The sequence below is a fragment of the Micromonospora sp. Mcm103 genome (genome assembly GCF_024519755.1).
Taxonomy (GTDB): Bacteria; Actinomycetota; Actinomycetes; order Mycobacteriales; family Micromonosporaceae; genus Micromonospora; species Micromonospora aurantiaca.
On record NZ_JALJRJ010000010.1, the window covers coordinates 70,455 to 92,806 of the forward strand.

Consider the following 22,352-nt stretch of genomic DNA (forward strand, 5'->3'; position numbering starts at 1 on the left):
CGGCCGCGGCCCGGCGTGACAGGATGGGCGACGTGGCCGAGCGCATGATCGTCATCGGTGGCGACGCCGCCGGCATGTCGGCGGCGTCGCAGGCGCGGCGCCGCCGCCGCGACCGCTCCGATCTGGAGATCGTCGCATTCGAGCGAGGACACTTCACCTCCTACTCGGCCTGCGGCATCCCCTACTGGGTGAGCGGCCTGGTGGAGGAACGGGACGAGCTGATCTCCCGTGACCCGCAGACCTTCCGCGACGAGTTCGGCATCGAGGTCCGTACCCGGCACGAGGTCACCGCCATCGACCTCGACCGCCGCGAGGTCCTCGCGCGGGACCTCGACGGCGGCGGCGAGGTCCGCGCCGGTTTCGACACCCTGGTGTACGCCACCGGCGCGTCCCCCGTGCAGCCGGACTGGGCACGCGACGACGTGTCGGGCGTGTTCGGCGTGCAGACGCTCGACGACGGCGCGGCGCTGATCGGATGGCTGGAACGCGAACCCCGGCCCCGGCGCGCGGTGGTGGTCGGCGGCGGCTACGTCGGCGTCGAGATGGCCGAGGCGCTCGTGCAGCGCGGGCTCTCCGTCCAGCTCGTGGAGCAGGCCGACCAGCCGATGTCGACTGTGGACCCCGACATGGGCGAGCTGGTGGCCGACGCGATGCGCGGCACCGGCATCGGTGTCCGTACCGGCCTCACGGTCACCGGCCTCCAGGAGCGGGACGGCCGGATCTCCGCAGTGGTCACCGACGAGGGGCCGATCCCGGCCGACGTCGTGGTGCTGGGTCTCGGCGTACGCCCCAACACCGCCCTCGCGGAGGCCGCCGGCCTGCCGATCGGTCCCTCCGGCGCGGTGCGGACCGACCGCCGGATGCGGGTGCCCGGCGTACCCGGTGTCTGGGCGGCGGGCGACTGCGTGGAGTCGCTGCACCGGGTCAGCGGCATGCCGGTGCACATCCCGCTCGGCACGCACGCCAACAAGCAGGGCCGGGTCGCGGGCATCAACATCGGCGGCGGGTACGCCACCTTCCCCGGCGTCATCGGCACCGCCGTCACCAAGGTGTGCGAGCTGGAGGTGGGCCGCACCGGGCTGCGCGAGCGGGACGCACGGGAGGCCGGCTTCGAGTTCGTGACGGTGCTGGCCCAGTCGACGAACCGGGCCGGCTACTACCCGGGCGCACGGGAGATGACCGTCAAGCTGATCGCCGAGCGGCCCAGCGGGCGGCTGCTCGGGGCGCAGATCGTCGGCTGGTCCGAGGCGGCCAAACGGATCGACGCGCTCGCGGTGGCACTGTGGAACTGCATGACAGTGGACGAGATGACGGCGCTCGACCTGGGGTACGCGCCGCCGTACGCCCCGGTGTGGGACCCGGTGCTGATCGCCGCCCGCAAGGCCGTCGACGCGCTGGCCGCCGACGGCAGATGAGAAGTGTCGGTGGCCGGCGTTAGCGTGTGCGCGCTGTCGCATTGCCGGTCCGGCACTTCCCCTCGGAGGTAACCCCCCATGTCGCAGGAGACGACCTACCTCGAACTGTCCGAAGTGGACGGTGGAGCGCACAAGTTCTACGAGGTGGTGGTCGACGACACCGCGATGACAGTGCGCTACGGACGGATCGGCGACCAGGGCCAGGTGAAGACCAGCACCTACCCGGACAACACCCGCGCCCGCGCCGCCGCCGCGAAGAAGATCGGCGAGAAGATCCGCAAGGGGTACGCCCCGGCGGTGCCGGGCGTACGCCAGAAGCGCACGGTGTCGCGCCGGCAGATCGTCAGCACCCGTTCCACCGCCCGCACCGCCCCGGTCCTCTGGCGGTACGCCTCGGGCGCGCCGGCCTTCGGCATCTTCGTCGACGACAGGCACTGCATGGTCGGCAACGAGCACGGCGTGATCACCACGCTCGACCACGACGCCCGGCTGCTCAACCAGGTCCGGCTGCCCGACGGGGTGAAGTGCATCGTCGCCGACGACGCCTGGGTCTACGCGGGCTGCGACGACGGCAACGTCTACGACCTGTCCGGCAAGGTGCCCCGCGCGGCGTACGCGATCGCGCCCGAGATCGACATCTACTGGCTGGACATCCACGACGGCGTGCTGGGCGTGTCCGACCGCGACGGCGGCATCTCGGCGATCGACCACGAGGACGAGTTCCTCTGGCGCCGGCCGGGACGCGGCCGGTCGGCGTGGATGGTGCGCTGCGACGCCGACGCGCTCTACCACGGCCACTCGCAGGGGGTCACCGGCTACGACTGGCGTACCGGGCGCGAGCTGTGGCACACCGGCACCGGCGCGGTGCTGTTCGGCTGGCAGGAGCGGGACGCCGTGTTCGCCGGTACGGGCACCCGCGAGGTGGTGCGCCTGCGTAAGAACGGCCGGGCCGAGCAGGTCTACCGCTGCGACTCGGCGGTCTTCTCCTGCGCCACCGCCGAGGGCGGCCGGTACGTGTTCGCCGGCGACAGCGCCTCCTCGATCTACTGCTTCGACCAGGCCGGCAACCGGCTGTGGAAGCTCGGCACCGGCTGCGGCTCGGCGTACTCGATGCAGTACCACGACAACCGGCTCTACGTGGTCACCACGAGCGGCTACCTGGCCTGCATCGACGCGAGCGAGGCGGCGATCCGGGCGGCCGAGGCGGGCAGCGTGCCCGACGTGGTCGACGTGAAAGCGCCGGCCCGGATGCCCGAGACGGCCGCCTGGACCTCGGTCGAGGTGACCACCGACGCGCGCGACGGCGTGCTGGTGCAGTGCGTCGAGCAGGGCGGCCGGCTGCGCGTGCACGTGCTCGCCGACGGCTACCGGCGGGACTGGTCGGTGCAGTTCCCCAAGGGCATCCGCGAGCCGGGCGCGCGCTACCTGGTCACCGAGGTCCGCGAGTCCGGCCGCGGCGGCTTCTACCGGGCGTACGGGGACATCCGCCGGCTGCGCTGACGCGCACCGGCGAGGCGCAGGGCCGGCCGCACCGGCGAGCGCGAGACCGGCCCGGGGACAGCGGATCGTCGCCCTACCGGTCAGGATGTCCGGATGCGGTGCGACATTCCCGAAGGGCTGCGCTGGGTCGAGCGGACGGAGGCCGGCCGGGCCTGGCTCGCGGAGCTGCCCGGCCGGCTGGCCCACTGCGTCGCGCGGTGGGAGCTGACGGTCGGCCCGCCGTTCGCGTACGCGTTCGCCTCGCTGGCGCTGCCCGCGACGCTTCCGGACGGGACCCGGGCGGTGCTGAAGCTCCAGTACCCGGACGACGACAGCGTCCACGAGGCCACCGCGCTGGCGCACTGGGACGGGCGGGGCGCGATCCGGCTGCTCGCCCACGATCCCGGCCGGCGCGCACTGCTCGTCGAGCGGTGCGACCCGGGTACGCCGCTGCACGCGCTGGCGCCCGACGCGGCGCTCGACGTCGCGATCGGGCTGCTGCCGGGGCTCGCGGTGCCGGCCGGCGCGCCGTTCACGCCGCTGGCCGAGGAGGCGGCCGGCTGGGCGGACCGGATGCCCGGCAACTGGCGGCGGGCCGGCCGCCCGTACGAGCGACGGCTGCTCGACACCGCGCTCGGGCTGCTCGCCGACCTGGCGCCGAGTCAGGGTGAGCAGGTGCTGGTCAACCAGGACCTGCACGCGGGAAACATCCTGGCCGCCGGGCGCGAACCGTGGCTGGTGATCGACCCGAAGCCGCTGGTCGGTGAGCGGGAGTTCGCTGCGGTGCCGCTCGTGCGCGGCGCGGAGCTGGGTCACTCCCCCGCGGCGGTGCGGCACCGGCTCGACCGGCTCAGCGCCGAGCTGGGCCTGGACCGGGAGCGGGTACGCGGCTGGGCGATCGGCCAGACGGTGGCCTGGAGCATCGGCGGCGACCAGGTCTTCCCCGGCAACGTCGAGGCGGCCCGCTGGCTGCTCGACGAGATGTGACAGCGCCGCCGCACCCGGGGCGGGCGCAGCGGCAGGCACGCCGAGGGGTCAGCCCGCCTGGCAGGTGGGGCACCAGTAGAGGTTGCGTCCGGCCAGCGCGCCCCGGCTGACCGGGGTGCCGCAGACGTGGCAGGGCGCGCCGGGGCGGCGGTAGACGTACACCTCGCCGCCGTGCCTGTCGACGCGCGGCGCACGGCCGGTCACCTCCGGCAGGTCGGCGTCGCGCACCGTGTCGATCCGGCCACGCTCGACCGCGCGGGCCATCAGCATCACCAGGTCCGCCCAGAGCTCGGCCCAGCCGCCCGGCGTCAGCTCCCGGCCGGGCAGCAGCGGCGGCAGCCCGGCCCGGAACAGCGCCTCGGTCACGAAGATCAGGCCGGTGCCGGCCACCACCGACTGGTCGAGCAGCAGCGCGGCCAGCGGGGTGGGGCTGCGGCGGATCCGCGCGTATGCCCGATCCGGGTCGGCGTCGGCGCGCAGCGGGTCCGGCCCGAGGCGGTCGCGCAGCGCCGCCACCTCGGGCGGGGTCAGCAGCTCGCATGCGGTCGGGCCGCGCAGCTCCAGCCAGTGCCGGTCGCTGTGCAGACGCAACCGCACCTGCCCGACCGGGGCCGGCGGCTCCCCCGGCCCGTCGGCGAACTTCCCGTACAGACCCAGGTGTACGTGCAGCGTCAGCTCGCCCGCGTAGTGGTGCAGCAGATGCTTGCCGCACGCCTCGGTGCCGTCCAGGACGGTGCCGCTCAGGCGGGCCGCACCCTCGGCGAAGCGGCCCTGCGGGCTGTCGGCGTGCACCTTGTCGCCCGCGAACAGCTCGGCGTGCCGGGCGGCGAGGCGGTGGATGGTGTGTCCCTCTGGCACAACGACCAAGCGTAGCCAGCGGATCGGGCCGCCGGCGACGTCGGGTCCTGGGACGCCATTGAATCGACGGTCGTCGACTGAAAGACTGGCGGCGGCAGCGCTCGGGAGCCAGTGCGAGCAGCTCGATCTCGCCGGAGGGACAAGCGCGGGGTGATGCGCCACCCCGGTGCCGGGCAGTCCTCTCCGGCGCTCCGCCGTGCCGCCGCGGCGGCGACATCGCGGTCCACCACCACTCCGGCGCCGACCGCCCCCGGCGCCCCCAGCTCGGGAGAGACAGATGCTCCGTACGCTCGGCGCGGCACTGGCCGCCGCCCTCGCCCTGACCGGCCTGGCCGCCTCGGCCGGCGCCGACAGGTCGCCCGCCACCACGGCGATGACGCCCGCCACCGCGGCGACGCCCACCCCGACGCCCACGTTCGCGTGCCCGCCGGCGCTGCCGGTCACCGGCCAGGTGACGGGCGCCACCACCACCAGCCTCACCATCACCTACTGGATGGTGCTCAGCCCGCCCTGCGGCTACGACCCGCCGCTCCTCGTCAGCCTCTTCACCAGCCGCGATGACGCCACCGCGTGGCGCGATCCGGTGGCCGAGGCCGTCACCGGGCCGGAACGATCCGGGACGGTGACCATCGGCGGCCTGGCCCCTGGTACCGAGTACTGGTTCCGGTTCGGCGACACCAAGGGCACGCGGGATCCGTACGTGATCGGCGGACCGGCGCGCACGCTGTCGCTCTGCTCCGCGACGGCCACGATCGACAGCAGGTGGGGCGGCGGCTTCGTCGCCACGGTGACTGTGCGCAACGGCGGCACCGAGCCGGTCCCGGGCTGGCTCGTCTCGTGGCGGTGGTCCGGCGACGAGCGGATCCAGTCGGTCTGGGGCGGGGTGGCCGAGGGCAGCGGCCAGGACGCCGCGGTCCGTAACGCCTCCTGGAACGGGACGCTGGCACCCGGCGCGTCGACGACGTTCGGCCTGCTCGTGGCGAGCAGCGCGACACCCGCCACGATCACGCCGGTCTGCGCGCGGTGACCGGCGTGCGACGGGCGGCACGGCACGGCGGCACCGGTCGCCTCCTGGCGGCCGGGCTGGCGCTCGCAGTGGCCCTCGCGGCGACGGTGGTGGGTCCGGCGGCGGGTGCGCTGGCGGCTCCGGTGACAGTCACGAACGGCACCCAGTTCACCGACACCAGCGGCGCGGTGGTGCACGCCCACGGCGGCGGCGTGCTCAAGGTCGGCGACTACTACTACTGGTTCGGCGAGAACCGCAACCCGGACAACACGTTCCGGGCGGTGTCCGTCTACCGCTCGACGGACCTGCGCACCTGGGAGTTCCGCAACAACGTGCTCACCCAGTCGTCGGCCGCGGAGCTGCGGGTCGCCAACATCGAACGGCCGAAGGTCGTCTACAACGCCGCCACCGGCCGGTTCGTGATGTGGATGCACAAGGAGAACGGGTCCGACTACAACGAGGCGCGGGCCGCCGTCGCCTCGTCGGCCACCGTGGACGGGAACTACACGTACCACGGCAGCTTCCGGCCGCTCGGGCAGCACATGTCCCGCGACATCACGCTCTACAACGACAACGGCACCGCGTACATGATCTCGGCGGCCGACGACAACTACGACCTGAACATCTACCGGCTCACCTCGGACTACCTCAACGTGGCCGCCCTGGTGGGCAACTTCTGGGACGGCGCGCACCGGGAGGCACCGGCGATGTTCAAGCGGGGCTCCACGTATTTCCTGCTGACCTCGGGGGCGACGGGCTGGAGCCCGAACCAGGCCCGGTACGCCACCGCGCCGAGCATCTCAGGACCGTGGAGCGGCTGGACCGACGTGGGCAACGGCACCACGTTCAACTCCCAGCCGGCGTTCGTGCTGCCGATCCAGGGCACCTCCGGCACCAGCTACCTCTATCTGGGCGACAGGTGGGCGGGCGCCTGGGGCGGGCCGGCGAACGACTCCCAGTACGTGTGGCTGCCGATCGCCTTCCCGACCGCCACCAGCATGAGCCTGACCTGGTATCCGTCCGTCACCGTCGACACGGCGGCGGGCACCGTCACCGGCAACTCGCCGACGTACCACCGCGTCACCGCCCGGCACAGCGGCCGGGTGCTCGACGTGATCAACGGCTCCACGGCCAACAACGCCGAGGTCAAGCAGTGGGGCTGGAACGGCGGCGGCAACCAGAAATGGGAGTTCCAGGACGCCGGTGGCGGCTGGTTCCGCCTCGTCAACGCGGCGAGCGGCAAGTGTCTCGACGTCGCGAACGCGTCCACCGCCGACGGCGCCAACATCATCCAGTACACCTGCGGCGGCGGCGCCAACCAGCAGTGGCAGTGGGCCGCGCTCGGCGGCTGGTTCCAGCTGCGGGCCCGGCACAGCGGCAAGTGCCTGGACGTGGTGAACGCCGGCACCGGGGACGGCGCGGACGTCCAGCAGTACACCTGCGGTGCGGGCACCAACCAGCAGTGGTCACGCACGGTGTCCTGACCGGGTGGCGCACCTCGGCGTGCGGAGTGGACCCAGGGGTGTCGATTTCGGCACACCTGGGTACTTCCTGCATGTCATGCGCGGCCTCCGCGCCTGGATCAGGAGGTGCCATCGTGAAGATCCTGTCCCGCCGGAACGCTCCGGCGACCAGTACCGATACCAACGGCGACGGCGTGGTCGACGAGCGCGACCGGACCGCCGAGCAGCCGGCCGACCGGACCGTGGTCACCGACCGCGACGAGGAGCGGACCACGTACCGCAGCGCCGCCACCGCTACCGACGACGAGCGCGCCCGGGACGCGGCGACCGACCGGGACGCACGCGACCTCGGTGCGGCCACGGCCACCGACGGCCGGACGGCGACGTCGGCCACCGACGGCCGGACGGCGACGTCGGCCACCGACGGCCGGATCGCGGCGGCCGACGACGAGCGGGACGCGGAGGCCCGGCGACGGGCGGCGGACCGGGGCGCGGCGGCGCGTGCGGTCACCGGCCGCCGGGTCGACGCCGACACGCGGACCGCTCCGGTGACCGACGCCCGGACCGCCGGCGCGGCGCCCGTCGCCGAGCGCACCGTCGACCTGGACCGCGACGGCCGGCCGGACCGCACCGACCTCGACCGGGACGGCCGGCCCGACGGTACGGACACCGACGGCGACGGCCGGGTGGACCGCCCGGAGCCGTACACGACCAAGCGTCCCCGGGCCAGCCTGCTCGCCACGCTCGGCCTGATCGTCTCCGTGGTCGGGGCGATGTTCGTGCTCTCCGGCACGCTCGCCGGGTACGGCATCGGCGTCGGCGCGGTCGGTGCCGTGCTGGCGGTGCTGGGCCTGATCGCCACCCGTCGGCGGCACGTGGCCGGCAAGACCGACGCGCTGATCGGCATCGCTGTCGGCCTGGCCGCCGTGGTGCTCGGCATCGTGGCGATGACCGGCCAGTTCGACTGGCCGACCACCGACGGCGACTGGGTGGGCCGCTTCCGCGAGTGGCTTGACTCACAGTTTGGTGCCTGGTTCTGACGGGCACTGTCCCGATCGCCGGCAGGGCCGGCCAGCCTGATCAGTTCCGGTGGTTCACCGGCCGGGCAACACCTCTTTCGGGGGCGGCGGTTCGCCGCCCCCGAAGTGTGTCCGGAGTCGGCGCAACGATCGCTCGTCGGTGACCGATTCAACGCAACGATCCGCTGCCGGACGCAACTTCCCACGGTGGATGTCGTCTACCCGGGCCGCATAACGTTGGACCACGGCGCCAGCCCGTGGGCCGACGGTGGCCGGGCGCGCCCGACCCTGGGAGCACGACATGACGATGGACGCCATCCGCCAGCGCTTTCTGATGTGCCGGCCGACGTACTTCGCCGTCGACTACGCGATCAACCCGTGGATGGACCCCACCGCCCCGGTCGACGCCGACCTGGCGATCCGGCAGTGGGAGCAGCTTCGGCGCACGTACCTGGACCTGGGCCACGAGGTCGACCTGATCGAGCCGGTCGCCGGCCTGCCGGACATGGTCTTCGCCGCGAACGGCGGAACCGTGATCGACGGCAAGGCCATGGCGGTGCAGTTCCGCGACCCGCAGCGCGCCGACGAGGCGCCCGCGTACCGGGCCTGGTTCGAGGGCGCCGGCTTCGAGATGCACGACCCGAAGCACGTCAACGAGGGCGAGGGCGACGTCCTGCTGGCCGGTGACCACCTGCTCGCCGGCACCGGGTTCCGCACCGCGCACGCCTCGCACGCGCAGCTCCAGGAGGTCTTCGGCTACCCGGTGATCACCATGCAGCTCGTGGACCCCCGCTTCTACCACCTGGACACCGCGCTGACGGTGCTCGACGAGCGCACCGTGGCGTACCTGCCGGAGGCGTTCTCCCCCGGCAGCCGGGCGGTGCTGCGCCGGCTGTTCCCGGACGCGATCCACGCCACCATGGCCGACGCCGAGGTGCTGGGCCTGAACGCGGTGAGCGACGGCCGGCACGTGGTGCTGCCCGCGCAGGCCACCGACCTGGCCGCGAAGCTGCGCGACCGGGGCTACGAGACCATCGGGATCGACCTGTCCGAGCTGCGCAAGGCCGGCGGCGGACCGAAGTGCTGCACGTTGCGACTCCGTCAGGGAAAGGCGAGCAAGTGATCATCGACGACATGCTGCGGACTCCGTCCGCGGTCCGGGACGCGGAGCGTCACACGGCGCACAACTACCACCCGCTGCCCGTGGTGATCTCGTCGGCCGAGGGCGCCTGGCTGACCGACGTGGACGGCCGCCGCTACCTGGACTGCCTGGCGGGATACTCGGCGCTGAACTTCGGCCACCGGCACCCGAAGCTGATCGAGGCCGCGCACACGCAGCTCGACCGGCTCACGCTGACCAGCCGTGCGTTCATCCACGACCAGTTCGCCGACTTCTGCCGCGAGCTGGCCGCGCTCTGCGGCAAGGACCTGGTGCTGCCGATGAACACCGGCGCCGAGGCGGTGGAGACCGGCATCAAGGTGGCCCGCAAGTGGGGCTACCAGGTCAAGGGCGTCGCGCCGGGCCAGGCCAACATCGTGGTGGCGGAGGGCAACTTCCACGGCCGTACGACCACCATCGTCAGCTTCTCCACCGACGAGGACGCACGCGCCGACTTCGGGCCGTACACCCCGGGTTTCACTGTGGTCCCCTACGGCGACCTGGACGCGCTGACCGCGGCGATCGACGAGAACACGGTGGCCGTGCTGCTGGAGCCGATCCAGGGTGAGCAGGGCGTCGTGGTGCCGCCGGAGGGCTACCTGCCGGGTGTGCGCCGGGTCTGCACCGAACGCAACGTGCTGTTCATCGCCGACGAGATCCAGTCGGGTCTGGGGCGTACCGGCGCGACGTTCGCCTGCGAGCACGAGGGCGTCGAGCCGGACATGTACCTGCTGGGCAAGGCGCTCGGCGGCGGCATCGTGCCGGTGTCGGCGGTGGCCGCGAACCGCGACGTGCTGGGTGTGCTCCAGCCGGGCCAGCACGGCTCGACGTTCGGCGGCAACCCGCTGGCCTGCGCGGTCGCGACCGAGGTGGTCCGGCTGCTGGCGACCGGCGAGTTCCAGCGCCGCTCGGCCGAGCTGGGTGAGCGGCTGCACGCCGGCCTGCGCGGCCTGATCGGCAAGGGCCTGGTGGCGGTACGCGGTCGCGGGCTGTGGGCCGGGCTGGACATCGACCCGGCGCTGATGACCGGCCGGCAGGCGTGCGAGCGGCTGATGGAGCGGGGTGTGCTCGCCAAGGACACGCACGGCTCGACCATCCGGCTCGCCCCGCCGCTGGTGATCACCGAAGAGGAGATCGACCACGCGGTGGCGCAGCTCGCCGCCGTGCTCGCCGGCTGAGGCCGTACGCGAGAAGGCTCACTCCGTACGCGAGGAAGGCGCCGGGACCACGACGGTCCCGGCGCCTTCGCACGTGCCCGTCACTGACGCGGCAGCCGCATCGCCATGGTCGGCGCCTCGGCCATCACCGAGTTCGGGGTGTACTTCGCGTCGCTGGTCATGTCGTCGGCGCGGCCGACCTGCACGCCCGGGTACAGCTCGATCAGGTCGCCCTCGGCGAGCACCCGGGACTGCTGCGGTGCCAGCGCGATCCGCTCGTGCTCGGCCATCGAGCCGCCGGGGCGTACGCCGGAGCCGTTGGTGCTGGTGTCGGTGACCACCACCTCGCCCACCCGCAGTTCCAGCCGGATGTGGCTGCGGCTGATCCAGCGACGGGCCTCGTCGTTGAGCCACTGGCCGAGCGTCACCCCGCCCGGGCCGTCCGGTGCCCGGCCGATCGCCACCGGCTCGGTCTCGGTGAGCACGAACCGCTTGCGGACCAGCCCGCCGATGCGCGCCGCGAGCACCGCGGTACGCGGGCGCGGGCCGGCGTCGGAGAGCCGCGCGCCGTGCCGGGGGCAGGTCGGCGCGCCGGTCCGCAGCGTGGGCGGCGGCTGCTCGGCCGGCACCCGGTCCACGGCGGCCAGGTCGGCGAAGGCTCCGCCGCCCCCACCGCCGCCGAACAGCGCGCAGCCCGGCTCGGGACAGCGCCACTTCCGGGAGAGCACCTTGACGCCGGCGGGTGAGCGGCTCCCGGTGGCCGGGTCCTGGCCGCCGCCGACGTGCGCGATGAAGACCGGCCCGCCGGCGCCCGGCACCGGGGCGAGCACCCGGCCCGCCTGCGCGACCCACGGGTACCGCCCGACGAGCCCGTCCAGCCGCGCCCGGGTGAGCACCGGCAGGCCGAGCAGGTCGGCCACCTCCAGCATCCGGTCACCGGGCTGGTCGAGCACCTCCACCAGGCCGTCGTCGGCCCACCGGCGCACCACCATCCGCTCGTTGGAGGTCAGGTCGGCGTCGGACAGCAGCGCCCGGTGCACGATCGCGTAGACCGGGACGCTGTCCTCGCCGATCTGCCGGGACAGCGCGTCGATCACCATGCCGAGCCGCAGCAGGCTGGCCGGTCGGCCGCCGTCCAGGTTCTGCCAGCGGATCACCTCGGCCAGGTCGACCACGGCCCTGGCCAGCGACGGATCGGTGCAGACCCGACCCTCGATGGCGTCGAGCACCTTGCTGATCTCGAATCTCATGCCGCAGCTCCGCACGATGTCGTCCCGTGACGCGGCCGGGGCCGGTCGGCCCGCCGCGCCGCGCGCCACCACCGCGGCGCGCCCTCCACCATGCGACGACCCTACCGGCCACCCCCGTCGGCGGCCTCGCCGCGCACTGCGGAAAAGGGGCGCACGCCACCCGGCGGGCGCCGTTACATTGATCGTCCGGCCCCGGTGAGGGGCCCCTTTCGCGGAGGACCATCACTGATGACGAAACGACGGCTGGCGACCACGGGGGTCGCGATCGTCGCGGTGCTCGGCCTCGGTCTGACCGGATGCGGCGACCGGACCGGAGCGGACGCGCCGGCCGAACGGGCCGCCGCTGCGGGCTCCGCGAGCCCGACGACGCCGCGTGACGAACTGACCGCCGCCATCGAGAAGCTCAACGAGCAGACGCTGCGGGTCAAGCTGGACTCGGCCATGCTCAGCGCGCACGGGGTGACCGATCCGCGGGCCCGCACCATGCAGACCACCCTGACGATGGCCGCGTTCGGTGAGGTGCGCATGCTGGTCATCGGCCCCGACACCTGGGTCAAGTTCGATGGCGAGCTGGGCGAGCAGCTCGGCGGTTCCCGGAAGTGGCTGCGCATGGACACCGGCGACGGCGTGATGCCGGTGGACGATCCGGGCGGGGTGAAGAAGCTGCTCGCCGCGGTTGTCGACGTCCGCGGCTCGGCTGACCGCTCGTACGCCGGGACGCTCGACTACACGCGCAGCGGCGCCACCGGGAAGGCCCTCGCCGCGGCGGGTGACAAGGCGAAGGCGCTGCCGTTCACCGCGACGCTGGACGAGCAGGGGCGCCTCAGCACGTTCACGCTGGACATGACGCCGATCGACGCGTCACTCGGCCGGATGTCTGTCACCTACTCCGAGTTCGGCACGCCGGTGCGGCTCAGCCCGCCCGCACCCGGCGCGGTGGAGGAGGCGCCCGCGGCGATCGCCGCGGCCTTCTCCGGCACCCCGATCTGACCCGGCGCCGGGCGGGGGCGCCCCACTCGCCCCCGCCCGGCCCGCCGCGCTCAGGCCACGCGCAGCGGCCGGCCCACGTCGTGCAGGTGCGCCAGGGCCTGCCGGTACGACTCGAACAGCCCGGTCTCCGCGTACGGGACGCCCTGCTCGGCGCAGTACGCCATCACCAGCGGCCGGGCCCGGCGCAGGTTGGCGCGCGGCATGTTCGGGAACAGGTGGTGCTCGATCTGGTAGTTGAGCCCGCCCAGCGCCAGGTCGACGAACCGTCCGCCACGGACGTTGCGCGACGTCAGCACCTGCTTGCGCAGGTAGTCCAGCTCGTCGTCGGCGGTGGGCATCGGCATGCCCTTGTGGTTCGGGGCGAACGAGCAGCCCATGTAGAGGCCCCACAGCCCCTGGTGCACGGCGACGAACAGCAGTGCCTTCGCCGGTGACATGACCGCGAACAGCAGCCCGAGGTAGCCGGCGGCGTGCACGGCGAGCAGCAGCGCCTCCACGGCCCGGTGCCGCATCGGCACCCGCCACCGCCCGTCCGGTTCCCGGCCGACGAGCGCCTGCACGCTCGCCACGTGCAACGCCAGCCCTTCCAGCAGGAGCAGCGGGAAGAACAGCCACGCCTGGCGGCGGGCCATCCACCGGCTCAGGCCGCGCGTGGCCATCGCCTGCTCGTACGTCCAGACCAGCGCGCCCGCGCCGACGTCCGGGTCCTCGTCGGTGTGGTTCGGGTTGGCGTGGTGCCGGTTGTGCTTGTCCACCCACCAGCCGTAGCTGAGCCCGACCGCGAGGTTGCCGGCGACCAGTCCGGCCGCCTCGCTCGGCCCGCGCCGGCGGAACATCTGCCGGTGCCCGGCGTCGTGGCCGAGGAACGCCACCTGCGTGGTGGCCACCGCCATCACCACCGCCAGCGGCACCTGCCACCACGAGTCGCCGACGAGCGCCACCACGACCCAGCCGGCCACGAACGCGCCGAGCGTGAGCGCGATCCGCAGCGCGTACCGGCCGGGCCGCCGCTCGAGCAGTCCCGCTTCGGCGATCCGGCGGGACAGCCGCGCGTAGTCGCTGCCTCGCCGTGCCGCGGGTTCCGTCGCCGTGGAAGTAGTCATGTCGCCCCCGATGCCGCGAGCCACGCTCCGTACGCGACTCTCCGTCACCGATTTTGCCGATGATCGTCGCCGTGGGTAATCCCGTAGGCCCCCGGCTCGGAGGTGGTGCTGTCCCTACCCCTCCGGGCCGGCGCAGCGCAAACGATCTTCGTCACACCGCAGTGGACCCTATCGCCGGTGGGCGCACCCCCTCTGACCAGCTAATCTGTACGTAAAGATGAGTACCACTCAGCCGAACGGCCGATAGGCAGGCTGCACGGTCATCGAGAGACGGGAGACAGCGCGGTGCGTGGATTGACGGACAAGGTGGTGCTGGTGACGGGCGGCGGCTTCAGCCCGGACCAGGTGGGCTCCGGACTCGGCATGTCCATGTGCGTCGAGCTGGCCGCCGAGGGCGCGAAGGTGGTCGTCTCCGACCTCTCCCTGGAACGTGCCGAGGCGACTGTCACGCGCGTCAAGGAAGCCGGCGGCGACGCGGTGGCGGTGGCGGCCGACGTCACCGACGAGGACTCGGTACGCGCCATGGTGACCGCCGCCCTCGACGCGTACGGGCGCATCGACGTGCTGGTGAACAACGCGGGTGTGTTCGGCGCGTACGTGCCACTGCTGGAGATCGAGAACAAGCAGTGGGACCTGGTCATGGAGGTCGACCTGAAGGGCGTCTTCCTGGTGACGAAGGCGACGCTGCCGCACATGCTGGAGCGCGGCAAGGGCGTCGTGATCAACGTGTCCTCGGCCTCCGGCGTGGTCGCCAGCGAGGTCGGCGCGGAGTACACCACCGCCAAGCACGGCGTCATCGGGCTGACCAAGCAGATCGCCTACGACTACGGCCACCAGGGCATCCGCGCTGTGGGCATCGGCCCCGGCGTGATCAAGACCGCCGCCTTCGAGGGTGCGGAGATCACCAGCGACTTCCCGTTCTACGACCTGACCATGCAGGCGCCCGCGGGCCGGTACGGCGAGCCGCACGAGATCGCCCGCGCGGTCTGCTTCCTCGCCAGCGACGACGCGTCCTTCATCCACGGCCACACCATCCCGGTCGACGGCGGTTCGCCGATCAGGTGAGACGCACCGGCGCGGCGAGCCCTCTCACCACAGTCGGTGAGAGGGCTCGCCGCTCGGGTCAGCCGAGCCGGGCGACGGCGTCGCGCAGCCGGACCAGGTCCCGCCGGCGCCGCTCGTAGGTGGCGGCCAGCCCGATCAGCAGCAGCCCGCCCACTCCCAGGAAGATCCAGCGGGGCAGCAGGTCCCAGCCCCGGGCCAGCTCGTGCAGCGCCAGCGGCACCAGCGTGGCCGCGCCCAGCACCACGGGCGCCTGCCAGCGCCGGGTCGCCCCGCCGAGCACGACGGCGAGCGCCGCCGCGCCGAGTGCCAGCCGCCGCCACGGCTGCGGCTCGCCGGAGACCAGCACCGACACCAGGCTCGGCAGGAACGCCGCACCGAGCCCCGGGCCGAGCGCCAGCCAACTGGTCAGCCCGGGCCGGCGCCGCAGCGCCAGCAGCCCGGCGCCCAGGGCGAGCGCCGCCGCCGGCAGCGTGTACGCCTCCAGCACGACCACGCCGCCCGCGGCGAGCAGCAGCCACCCGCCGACCAGCTCGCTGCCGGCGGCCACCGCCGCCAGCACGCGACGCCCGGCCGGCGACTCACCCCGGCGCGGCACCCGGACCGCGACGGCCACCCCCCACAGCACGCAGACCGCCGCCGCGTACCGCAGCGAGCCGCCGGTGAGCAGCAGCGCGAGCAGCGCCACGGCCTGCGCCGCCGCCTCCAGCGCCCACACACCCGGCCGCCCTGATCGGCCCGCGCGCAGCAGCGGCGCCGCGTGCAGCGTCACCGCCGCGACGGCCAGGGCGGCGAACGCCGCGGTACGCAGCGGCAGCCCCGCCGCCAGCGACGCGGTGACCGCGAACCCGGTGGCAGTCGCGACCGCGCCCAGCCACCCCGCGATCCGGACCACCGCCGGCCGCCCGGCCGCCCCGGTCACGGCACCGGCCACCACCAGCACCCCGAGTGCGGCGAGCGTCAGCGCCCGGGTGGCGAGCAGGCCACCGAACCCGGGTACGGCGAGCACCGCCCCGAGCGGCACGAGCACCGCCGGGCGGGCACCGGTGAGCGCGGCGACCAGCAGCGCGCCCAGCCCGATGCCGAACGCGACCGCCGGCACCACCGGCCAGGGCGCACCGGCCGCCTCCGCCAGCACCGGCAGCGCGACAGCGCCGAACGGCAGCGCGGCGAGCCACCAGGCGACGCGGCGATCCGTCGCGGCGTACGCCCCGGCGGCGACGCCCAGGAGCAGCAGCACCAGCCCGGCGCGGGCGGTCCCGGCGGACGCCGCCGCGGCGGCGGGCACCCCGGACCAGGGTTGCACCGGCAGGTCCACGAGCACTGTCAGCACCACCGGGGACACCGCCAGCAACGCCACGACGGCCAGCGCGCCGCCGACCGCGCGCAGCGCGACCGCCGGCCGGGAGCCGGCCCCGGCGGCGAGCGCCAGCAGCACCCCCGCCGTGGCGTACGGCGCCACCGGTTCCCCGCCCGGCGCGACGAGCGGCACGAGGCCGGTCCCGGCGAGCGCCACGGCGAGCCCCGTCGAGGCGTACCCGCTCAGGTCGGTCCACAGGCGACGGACGGCGAGGACGACGACGACCGGCACCACGACGGCGGCGAGGGCACCCCGCAGCTGCCACCAGAGCGGCGCGCCCAGGCCGAGCAGCGCGACCGCCACGGCCGCCGGTACGGCGAGCAGCGCCACCGCCAGCGCGACACCGCCCACCACCGGCTGCGCGCCCCGCCCGCGCCGGCCCAGCGCGGCGAGCGCCACGCCGAGCACCGCGGTCACGGCGAGCACTGCGACGACCCCGCCGGGGGTGGCGCAGCCGACGAGCAGCGCGTGCCCGAGCAGTACCGCCCCGGCCGACGCGGTGACCGGCACGACGACCCGTCCCTCACGCGGCCGGGCCACCGCCGCCAGCAGCAGCGCGGCGGCGGTCGCCAGGTCCACGACCAGCACCAGCGGCCACGGCGTCGCCGTCAAGGCCGGCGCGGCGAGGGCGACCAGCCCGGCGGCGGCCACACCGGCGAGCGGCCGGACGGCCCGGGGCGTCAGCAGCGCGACCGCCCCGGCGGTCAGCAGCAGGACTACCGGAAGCTGCCAGCCCCAGGACGGGACCGGCACGTCCCGCCCGCCCTGCCAGGCCGGGAAGCCGACGCTCGCGGTGGACGCGGCGACCAGGCCGGTGAGCACGACCGCCACCTGGCCCAGCACGGCGGCCACGGCGAGCGCGCCCACGAGCGGACCGGTCCGGACCGGCGCCGGCAGCGCCCGGACCGCACCGGCGAGCGCCGCCACCACCAGGCCGGCGGCGATCAGCAGCAGCCCGGGCCGCAGCTCGCCGACCGGCCGGATCAGCGCGAGAGCGAGCACCGGCACCAGCAGCCCGGTGGTCGTCGCACGCCAGAGGCGGCCACCCGCGGCGAGCGCGCCGGCGACCAGCGCCAGCGCCACCACCAGCAGCGGGCCGCCGGCCAGCAGCGGCGTGCCCGCCGCGTGGCCGACCGCCAGCGGCACCAGCGCGCAGCCGGCCGCCAGGACCAGCGCCGTGCCGTGCCCGGTCCAGCCCAGCACCCGCCCGGCCACGAGCGCCGTGCGATTGCCGGAGGTACGGCGGCGCAGCACGACCACGACCGCGAGGTCACCGAGCGCTACGGCGGTCAGCACCAGCGCCCAACCGGCGGCGGTGGGCCGGAACGCGGACGCGGCCAGCGGCAGCACCGGCTGCGCGAGCAGCCACGCCGCGAACCAGGGTGCGGTGAGGCGGCTGACCAGTGCGTAACCGGCGGCCACCGCGGCGCTGACCGCCGCCACCAGCGCCGCGTACCGGCTGCCGGGCAGGCCGGTCACCCCGAACAGGTCCACCGACCAGGCGGCGGATCCGTCCAGGACCACCAGGAGCAGCGCCACCGAGGCGAGCGTCTCGGCGGTGCCGCGCAGCCCGCGGGCCCGGGCGACGAGCGGCGCGACCAGGGCCAGCGCGGTGACGGCGAGCAGGATCAGCGCCCGGCCGGCCACCCCGAACGTGCTCCAGGCGACGGCGGTGAACACCACGGCGGCGGTGCCGAGCAGCAGCCCGCCGAGGACGAACAGCAGGCCCTGGACCGCGCGGGTGGAGGTCTCCGCGCCGCCGGGGCGTACCGCGGCGGGGGCCTGCGGAAGTTGACGCGGCGGCGGCGCCGGGAGCGGCGCGGGACCGGCGGCGCGCGGCGCGGGGATCTCCTGACGGACCCGGGCGGCCAGCACCGCCCGCCGCTGCCGGGCCGTGACCAGCCGGCCGGACAGATCCTGGTACGCGAGCCGGGCCGCCTCGACGCGCGGCACCAGCTCGATGATCTCCCGGTCCAGCCGGACCACCTCGGCGGCGGGCGGGTAGGGCGGACGGCCGCAGCCGCGGCATCCGGCGACGAGGTCGGCCGGGGCGCCGCAACCGGGGCAGGGGTAGCCGGTGTTCTCCACCCGGCCAGCTTCGCGGGCGGCGGGGCGGACGGACAGAGTAGGAGTACCTAGGGCCGGGTCTGCTCGCGCACCCAGGCGGTGTAGCCGGGATTGCCGCTGTCCTCCCGGCTGACCAGGATCTCCGGCACCTCGTAGGGGTGGTTGGCGCGGAGCTGGTCGACCAGGGCGTCCACCCGGTCCGGCGCGGTCTTGAACCGCACCTGCCACTCGGCGGTGGTCTGGATCGCCGACTGCCACCAGTAGGTGCTGTCCACCGGACCGCCGACCTGGGCGCAGGCCGCCAGCCGGCCGGCGACGGCCGCGGCCGCCAGCACGTCCGCGACCCCGCGGGCGTCCACCACAGTCGTCACCACGCAGATCTGCTCCACGAGCGCACCCTACGCGGCCCGCTGCCACCACGCCGAGCAGGCGCGGGGAAACAGCTCAGGCGTCCACGGTGCCGTTGCGGTTGTCCGCGATCCACCTGTCGATGCGGGCCCACCAGTCGAACAGCCAGTCGATGCGTTCCTGCTTGCCGGCCGGGATCTCCTCCGGCGGCACCGACCAGAACCGCATCACGATCCGCTTGTCCATCGGCAGCTCGCGCCACACGTCCGCGACGGTGAGCATCTGGTCCAGCCCGGTGTGCGCCACGAAGATCACGCCCGCGTCCGGCGCGGCGTCGAGCGCGGCGAGCAGACCGCCCGGCTGCGGGGCGAGCACGTGCCGCATCCGCTCGGCGCGGCGCGCCATCCGTTCCAGACCGAGCGACCGCAGCCGGTCGATCGCGCGCTGCCGGCGCGCCGGGGTGAAGTTGCCGCCCTCCGGGAAGATCACGAAGGCGTCGTCGTCATCCAGGCCGGTGGCCAGGTGCCCGACCTGCCGGGCCACCGACTCGCGCCCGTCCGGCCCGGCCGCGATGAACCGGTTGGGCAGCCGGTTGAGCAGCACGTCGATCGCCGGGTCCCACTGGAGGGTCTCCTTGAGCACGATCCGGGGTTCCCGGTTGAACCAGTTCACCAGCGCGTGGATCAGGATGAACGAGTCGCCGGGCCCGGCGTGCCGGCAGACCACCAGCTCGGGGCGGCCGGGCAAGGCGGTGTCCGGGTCGGTGCCGACCACGTCGATGCTCAGCCGCAGCGTCCAGCGGGCCTGCCAGAACATGATCCGCAGGAACCAGCCCGCCAGCACGTAGTGGGCCCGCTGGAAGGCCGGCGCGCGCTTGTACACGCCGAAGCCGGAGGCGAGCCAGAGCAGGAACAGGGCGAGCAGCGCGGCGGCGTCCCAGACCAGGTAGACGGTGCCGATCCAGAGCAGCCGCAGCGGGCGCAGCCGCCCCGGCACCAGCGGGGACGCGGCCAGCGCCAGCAGCGCCCAGCCGGGCAGCGTGGTCACCACGAGGAAGGCCAGCAGCACCACACCAGGGGCGAGCACCAACCGGCGTAGCCAGCGGGGTGGCAGCGGCATTCAGCGCTCCAGCGCGGTGTCCAGGTATCGGCGGGAGGCAGTGTACGCGCGACTGATCCGCCGTCCCACCGCCGCCGTGTCCCGGTACGCCCACGGGCTGTCGTCGCGCGGCTCCAGCCCGCCGGTGGGCAGCACGTGCACCTCGACGTCCTCGGGCAGCGCCGCCATCTCCCGCGCGAACCGGTGCCGGCGGGCGATCTCGAACGCCACCTGGGCGATCTCCCAGGGGCGGCGCGGCGGGGTCAGCTCGCGTTCGATCCGGCCCACCTGGAGTACGAAGATCTGCTTCGCGCCGAGCAGCACCGCCTCGCCGACCGGGATCGAATTGACCACCCCGCCGTCGATGTAGTGCTGGCCGTCGATCTGGGTGGGAGGCAGCAGCCCGGGCACCGAGGCGGAGGCGAGCACCGCCGGCACCAGCGGTCCGGTGTGGAACCAGTGCTCGGCCGCGCGCTCGATGTTCGCGGCGCAGCAGCGGAACGGCACGGCCAGGTCGGCGAACGTGGTGTCCTCGCCCAGCGCGCTCTCCAGCAGGCGGTACAGCGGGCGGGGCGAGTGCAGGTGGGTACGTGCCGCGAACCGGCGCAGCTGCCGGGCGACCGAGTCGCCGTACACCTCGCTGGCCTCGGGCGACGCCCAGAGCCGGACCAGCCGGTCGGTGACCGCCTCGGTCGGGTCGGCGGCGACCAGGGCGCCGTTGACCGCGCCGATCGACGTACCCAGCACCATGTCGGGTTTGATCCGGGCGCGGAACAGGGCGCGCAGCATGCCCACCTCGACCGCGCCGAGCACTCCCCCGCCGCCGAGCACGAACGCCACCGGACCTGCTGCCATGCCGTTCATCCTGGCACGCGGCCCACACCCGGCCGGCCGGCCGCCCCGCCCGTGACCGGACCGTCACGCGACACCGGCCGAGTTGTGACGCAGCGCGATCGTCAACCGGAGGACTGTTGACAGGTCAGACACATTCCCGCAACCTGATAGCGCTCCCGAGCCCAGGCAGGTGCGAGCTGATGGCGACACTCCAGGCCGGCCGTCTGCTGGCCCGGCGGTACCGGCTCATCGACCGGATCGGTGCCGGTGGCATGTCGGTGATCTGGCGTGCCCGCGACGAGGTGCTCGACCGGATCGTGGCGGTCAAGGTGCTCGCTCCCTCGCTCGCCGCCGACGCCCGGTTCCGCGACATGGTGCGCGAGGAGGCCCGCTCCGCCGCCCAGCTCGACCACCCGCACGTCACCGCCGTGCACGACTACGGCGAGACGGTGGCCCCGGACGGCTCGATCACCTCGTTCGTGGTGATGGAGCTGCTCAGCGGCGAGGAGCTGGAACACCGGCTCACCGAGGGTCCGCTGCCCTGGCCGGCGGCGGTGGAGACGGGCGCGCAGGTGGCCGAGGCGCTGGCCGCGGCACACCGGCTCGGCATCGTGCACCGCGACGTGACCCCGGCCAACGTGATGATGACCGGCACCGGCGCGAAGGTGCTCGACTTCGGCATCGCCACCCGGATCGGCGCGCCGGACGACGACGAGGACGGCGGCACGTTCGGCACCCCGGCGTACGTGGCGCCGGAACGGCTCGACGGCGCGCCCGCCCAGCCCGCCACCGACGTCTACTCGCTGGGCGTGCTGCTGTTCGAGACGCTGACCGGGCACCCGCCGTACCCGGCGGAGACCTGGGAGCAACTGAGCGCGGCCCTCGCGAACTGTCCGGAGCCCACACTGGACGACGTACCGGGACTGCCCGGTCCGGTCGCGGACATCTGCCTGCGCTGCCTGGCCCGCGACCCGCGCCGGCGGCCCACCGCGCACCGGGTCGCCGCCGTGCTGCGCGACCAGTTGCTGCCCGCCGACCCGCAGGCCGCCACCATGCTGGCGCCGACCATGACGCTGCCCGCGCTGACCTCGCCGCCGCCGGCCGGCCCGGAACCGGCCGGGCCGCCGACCTCGGGCCCGGCCCCCGCCGCGCAGCCGAGCCCGGAGCCGGGGCAGGATCCCGCCGCGCAGCCGGCGCCGAGCCGGCGCCGCACCCTCACGCTGGCCGCCGTCGGAGTGACTGTGGTCGCCGCCGCGGCGCTGCTGGCGCCCGCGCTGACGCCGGACCGGACCACCGACCCGCGGGTGCTGCCGACCGCCGGGCCGGTGCAGCCGTCGCCCGCCGACCCACCGGTGGTCGAGGAACCGGCCACCACGCCGCCGGCCGCGCCGACGTCAGTGCCGCCGAGCGGGGGCGCCCGCCCGCCGGCCACCGGTCAGGCCGACGCCGCCGAACGGGTGGACGGGCTGATCGAGGCCGGGCTGACCGAGGGCCAGATCCGCGAGGACGTCGGGGTGGACCTGCGCAACCTGCTGCGCAACGCGGTCGCCGCGAACGGCGAGGGCGAGGTGACCGCCGCGGTGGACCGGCTCCGCGGCAAGATCGACGAGCGTCGCCGGGAGGGCAGCATCAGCCCCGGGTACGCGCGGCGACTCGACGCCGCGGCGGCGGAACTCGTGGCCGGGCAGACCTGACCG

18 protein-coding genes are annotated in these 22,352 nt (G+C 74.5%); 11 read left to right on the top strand and 7 right to left on the bottom strand.

Features of this window, described 5'->3' with window-relative positions:
• The first annotated feature begins 32 nt into the window (after positions 1-32).
• From OC439_RS14705 to OC439_RS14715, 3 genes are all read left to right on the top strand, one after another.
• Positions 33-1,415 (top strand): FAD-dependent oxidoreductase, encoded by a 1,383-nt coding sequence (locus tag OC439_RS14705; RefSeq protein ID WP_262013903.1) that lies wholly within the window; start codon positions 33-35, stop codon positions 1,413-1,415.
• Positions 1,416-1,493: 78 nt separating this feature from the next.
• Positions 1,494-2,915, top strand: coding sequence for a WGR domain-containing protein (locus OC439_RS14710; protein ID WP_262013904.1), 1,422 nt, complete (start codon positions 1,494-1,496; stop codon positions 2,913-2,915).
• Between the two features lie 93 nt (positions 2,916-3,008).
• Positions 3,009-3,881 (top strand): aminoglycoside phosphotransferase family protein, encoded by an 873-nt coding sequence (locus OC439_RS14715; RefSeq protein WP_262013905.1) that lies wholly within the window; start codon positions 3,009-3,011, stop codon positions 3,879-3,881.
• 48 nt (positions 3,882-3,929) lie between these two features.
• Here OC439_RS14715 and OC439_RS14720 read toward each other — a convergent pair whose 3' ends face one another.
• A complete protein-coding gene (locus tag OC439_RS14720; protein WP_262013906.1) occupies positions 3,930-4,739 on the bottom strand; it encodes an Fpg/Nei family DNA glycosylase in 810 nt (269 codons plus the stop codon).
• A gap of 277 nt (positions 4,740-5,016) precedes the next feature.
• Here OC439_RS14720 and OC439_RS14725 point away from each other — a divergent pair, with 277 nt between their 5' ends.
• The 5 genes from OC439_RS14725 to rocD all read left to right on the top strand — a co-directional run bounded on the left by OC439_RS14725 (position 5,017) and on the right by rocD (position 10,564).
• Positions 5,017-5,766, top strand: coding sequence for a cellulose-binding domain-containing protein (locus tag OC439_RS14725; protein ID WP_262013907.1), 750 nt, complete (start codon positions 5,017-5,019; stop codon positions 5,764-5,766).
• A 5-nt stretch (positions 5,767-5,771) separates the two neighbouring features.
• A complete protein-coding gene (locus OC439_RS14730; RefSeq protein WP_262013908.1) occupies positions 5,772-7,229 on the top strand; it encodes an RICIN domain-containing protein in 1,458 nt (485 codons plus the stop codon).
• A 113-nt stretch (positions 7,230-7,342) separates the two neighbouring features.
• Positions 7,343-8,248: a DUF4190 domain-containing protein gene (locus tag OC439_RS14735; RefSeq protein WP_262013909.1), complete on the top strand. Its 906-nt coding sequence runs from the start codon at positions 7,343-7,345 to the stop codon at positions 8,246-8,248.
• Between the two features lie 286 nt (positions 8,249-8,534).
• Positions 8,535-9,350 carry a dimethylargininase gene (gene ddaH, locus OC439_RS14740; RefSeq protein WP_262014000.1) on the top strand — a complete coding sequence of 272 codons (816 nt, stop codon included), beginning with the start codon at positions 8,535-8,537 and terminating at the stop codon, positions 9,348-9,350.
• Positions 9,350-10,564 carry an ornithine--oxo-acid transaminase gene (rocD, locus tag OC439_RS14745; RefSeq protein WP_262014001.1) on the top strand — a complete coding sequence of 405 codons (1,215 nt, stop codon included), beginning with the start codon at positions 9,350-9,352 and terminating at the stop codon, positions 10,562-10,564. Before ddaH ends, rocD begins: the two co-directional genes overlap by 1 nt.
• A gap of 80 nt (positions 10,565-10,644) precedes the next feature.
• Here the strand turns inward: rocD and OC439_RS14750 are convergent, their stop codons facing one another.
• A complete protein-coding gene (locus OC439_RS14750; RefSeq protein WP_135241854.1) occupies positions 10,645-11,793 on the bottom strand; it encodes an FHA domain-containing protein in 1,149 nt (382 codons plus the stop codon).
• Between the two features lie 228 nt (positions 11,794-12,021).
• On the opposite strand from OC439_RS14750, the gene OC439_RS14755 reads away from it, so the two are divergent.
• Complete coding sequence (locus OC439_RS14755; RefSeq protein ID WP_262013910.1) at positions 12,022-12,783, top strand: hypothetical protein; 762 nt, start codon at positions 12,022-12,024, stop codon at positions 12,781-12,783.
• A gap of 50 nt (positions 12,784-12,833) precedes the next feature.
• Here OC439_RS14755 and OC439_RS14760 read toward each other — a convergent pair whose 3' ends face one another.
• The gene (locus OC439_RS14760) at positions 12,834-13,886 is read right to left on the bottom strand and encodes a fatty acid desaturase family protein (RefSeq protein WP_262013911.1); all 1,053 of its coding nucleotides are present in this window, start codon (positions 13,884-13,886) and stop codon (positions 12,834-12,836) included.
• 285 nt (positions 13,887-14,171) lie between these two features.
• Between OC439_RS14760 and OC439_RS14765 the strand changes: the two genes are divergently transcribed.
• Positions 14,172-14,951 (top strand): SDR family NAD(P)-dependent oxidoreductase, encoded by a 780-nt coding sequence (locus tag OC439_RS14765; RefSeq protein ID WP_262013912.1) that lies wholly within the window; start codon positions 14,172-14,174, stop codon positions 14,949-14,951.
• A gap of 58 nt (positions 14,952-15,009) precedes the next feature.
• Here OC439_RS14765 and OC439_RS14770 read toward each other — a convergent pair whose 3' ends face one another.
• From OC439_RS14770 to OC439_RS14785, 4 genes are read right to left on the bottom strand one after another with little or no spacing between them, the layout of a single operon-like run.
• Positions 15,010-18,396, bottom strand: a complete 3,387-nt coding sequence (locus OC439_RS14770; protein ID WP_262013913.1) for an SCO7613 C-terminal domain-containing membrane protein — start codon at positions 18,394-18,396, stop codon at positions 15,010-15,012.
• 47 nt (positions 18,397-18,443) lie between these two features.
• Positions 18,444-18,764 (bottom strand): divalent-cation tolerance protein CutA, encoded by a 321-nt coding sequence (gene cutA / locus OC439_RS14775; RefSeq protein ID WP_030503202.1) that lies wholly within the window; start codon positions 18,762-18,764, stop codon positions 18,444-18,446.
• 55 nt (positions 18,765-18,819) lie between these two features.
• Positions 18,820-19,842 (bottom strand): 1-acyl-sn-glycerol-3-phosphate acyltransferase, encoded by a 1,023-nt coding sequence (locus tag OC439_RS14780; protein WP_262013914.1) that lies wholly within the window; start codon positions 19,840-19,842, stop codon positions 18,820-18,822.
• Positions 19,843-20,676, bottom strand: a complete 834-nt coding sequence (locus OC439_RS14785) for a patatin-like phospholipase family protein (RefSeq protein ID WP_135241860.1) — start codon at positions 20,674-20,676, stop codon at positions 19,843-19,845. It abuts the gene before it with no gap.
• Between the two features lie 179 nt (positions 20,677-20,855).
• Here OC439_RS14785 and OC439_RS14790 point away from each other — a divergent pair, with 179 nt between their 5' ends.
• On the top strand, positions 20,856-22,349 hold the full coding sequence (locus OC439_RS14790) for a serine/threonine protein kinase (protein ID WP_262013915.1): 1,494 nt from the start codon (positions 20,856-20,858) through the stop codon (positions 22,347-22,349).
• The last annotated feature ends 3 nt before the right edge of the window (positions 22,350-22,352 follow it).

Excerpts from the sequence above, each read along its gene's own strand:
- OC439_RS14710 (WP_262013904.1), top strand. The coding sequence starts at position 1,494 with ATGTCGCAGGAGACGACCTACCTCGAACTGTCCGAAGTGGACGGTGGA.
- OC439_RS14715 (WP_262013905.1), top strand. The coding sequence starts at position 3,009 with ATGCGGTGCGACATTCCCGAAGGGCTGCGCTGGGTCGAGCGGACGGAG.
- OC439_RS14725 (WP_262013907.1), top strand. The coding sequence starts at position 5,017 with ATGCTCCGTACGCTCGGCGCGGCACTGGCCGCCGCCCTCGCCCTGACC.
- ddaH (WP_262014000.1), top strand. The coding sequence starts at position 8,535 with ATGGACGCCATCCGCCAGCGCTTTCTGATGTGCCGGCCGACGTACTTC.
- OC439_RS14750 (WP_135241854.1), bottom strand. The coding sequence starts at position 11,793 with ATGAGATTCGAGATCAGCAAGGTGCTCGACGCCATCGAGGGTCGGGTC.
- OC439_RS14755 (WP_262013910.1), top strand. The coding sequence starts at position 12,022 with ATGACGAAACGACGGCTGGCGACCACGGGGGTCGCGATCGTCGCGGTG.
- OC439_RS14760 (WP_262013911.1), bottom strand. The coding sequence starts at position 13,886 with ATGACTACTTCCACGGCGACGGAACCCGCGGCACGGCGAGGCAGCGAC.
- OC439_RS14780 (WP_262013914.1), bottom strand. The coding sequence starts at position 19,842 with ATGCCGCTGCCACCCCGCTGGCTACGCCGGTTGGTGCTCGCCCCTGGT.
- OC439_RS14785 (WP_135241860.1), bottom strand. The coding sequence starts at position 20,676 with ATGGCAGCAGGTCCGGTGGCGTTCGTGCTCGGCGGCGGGGGAGTGCTC.
- OC439_RS14790 (WP_262013915.1), top strand. The coding sequence starts at position 20,856 with ATGGCGACACTCCAGGCCGGCCGTCTGCTGGCCCGGCGGTACCGGCTC.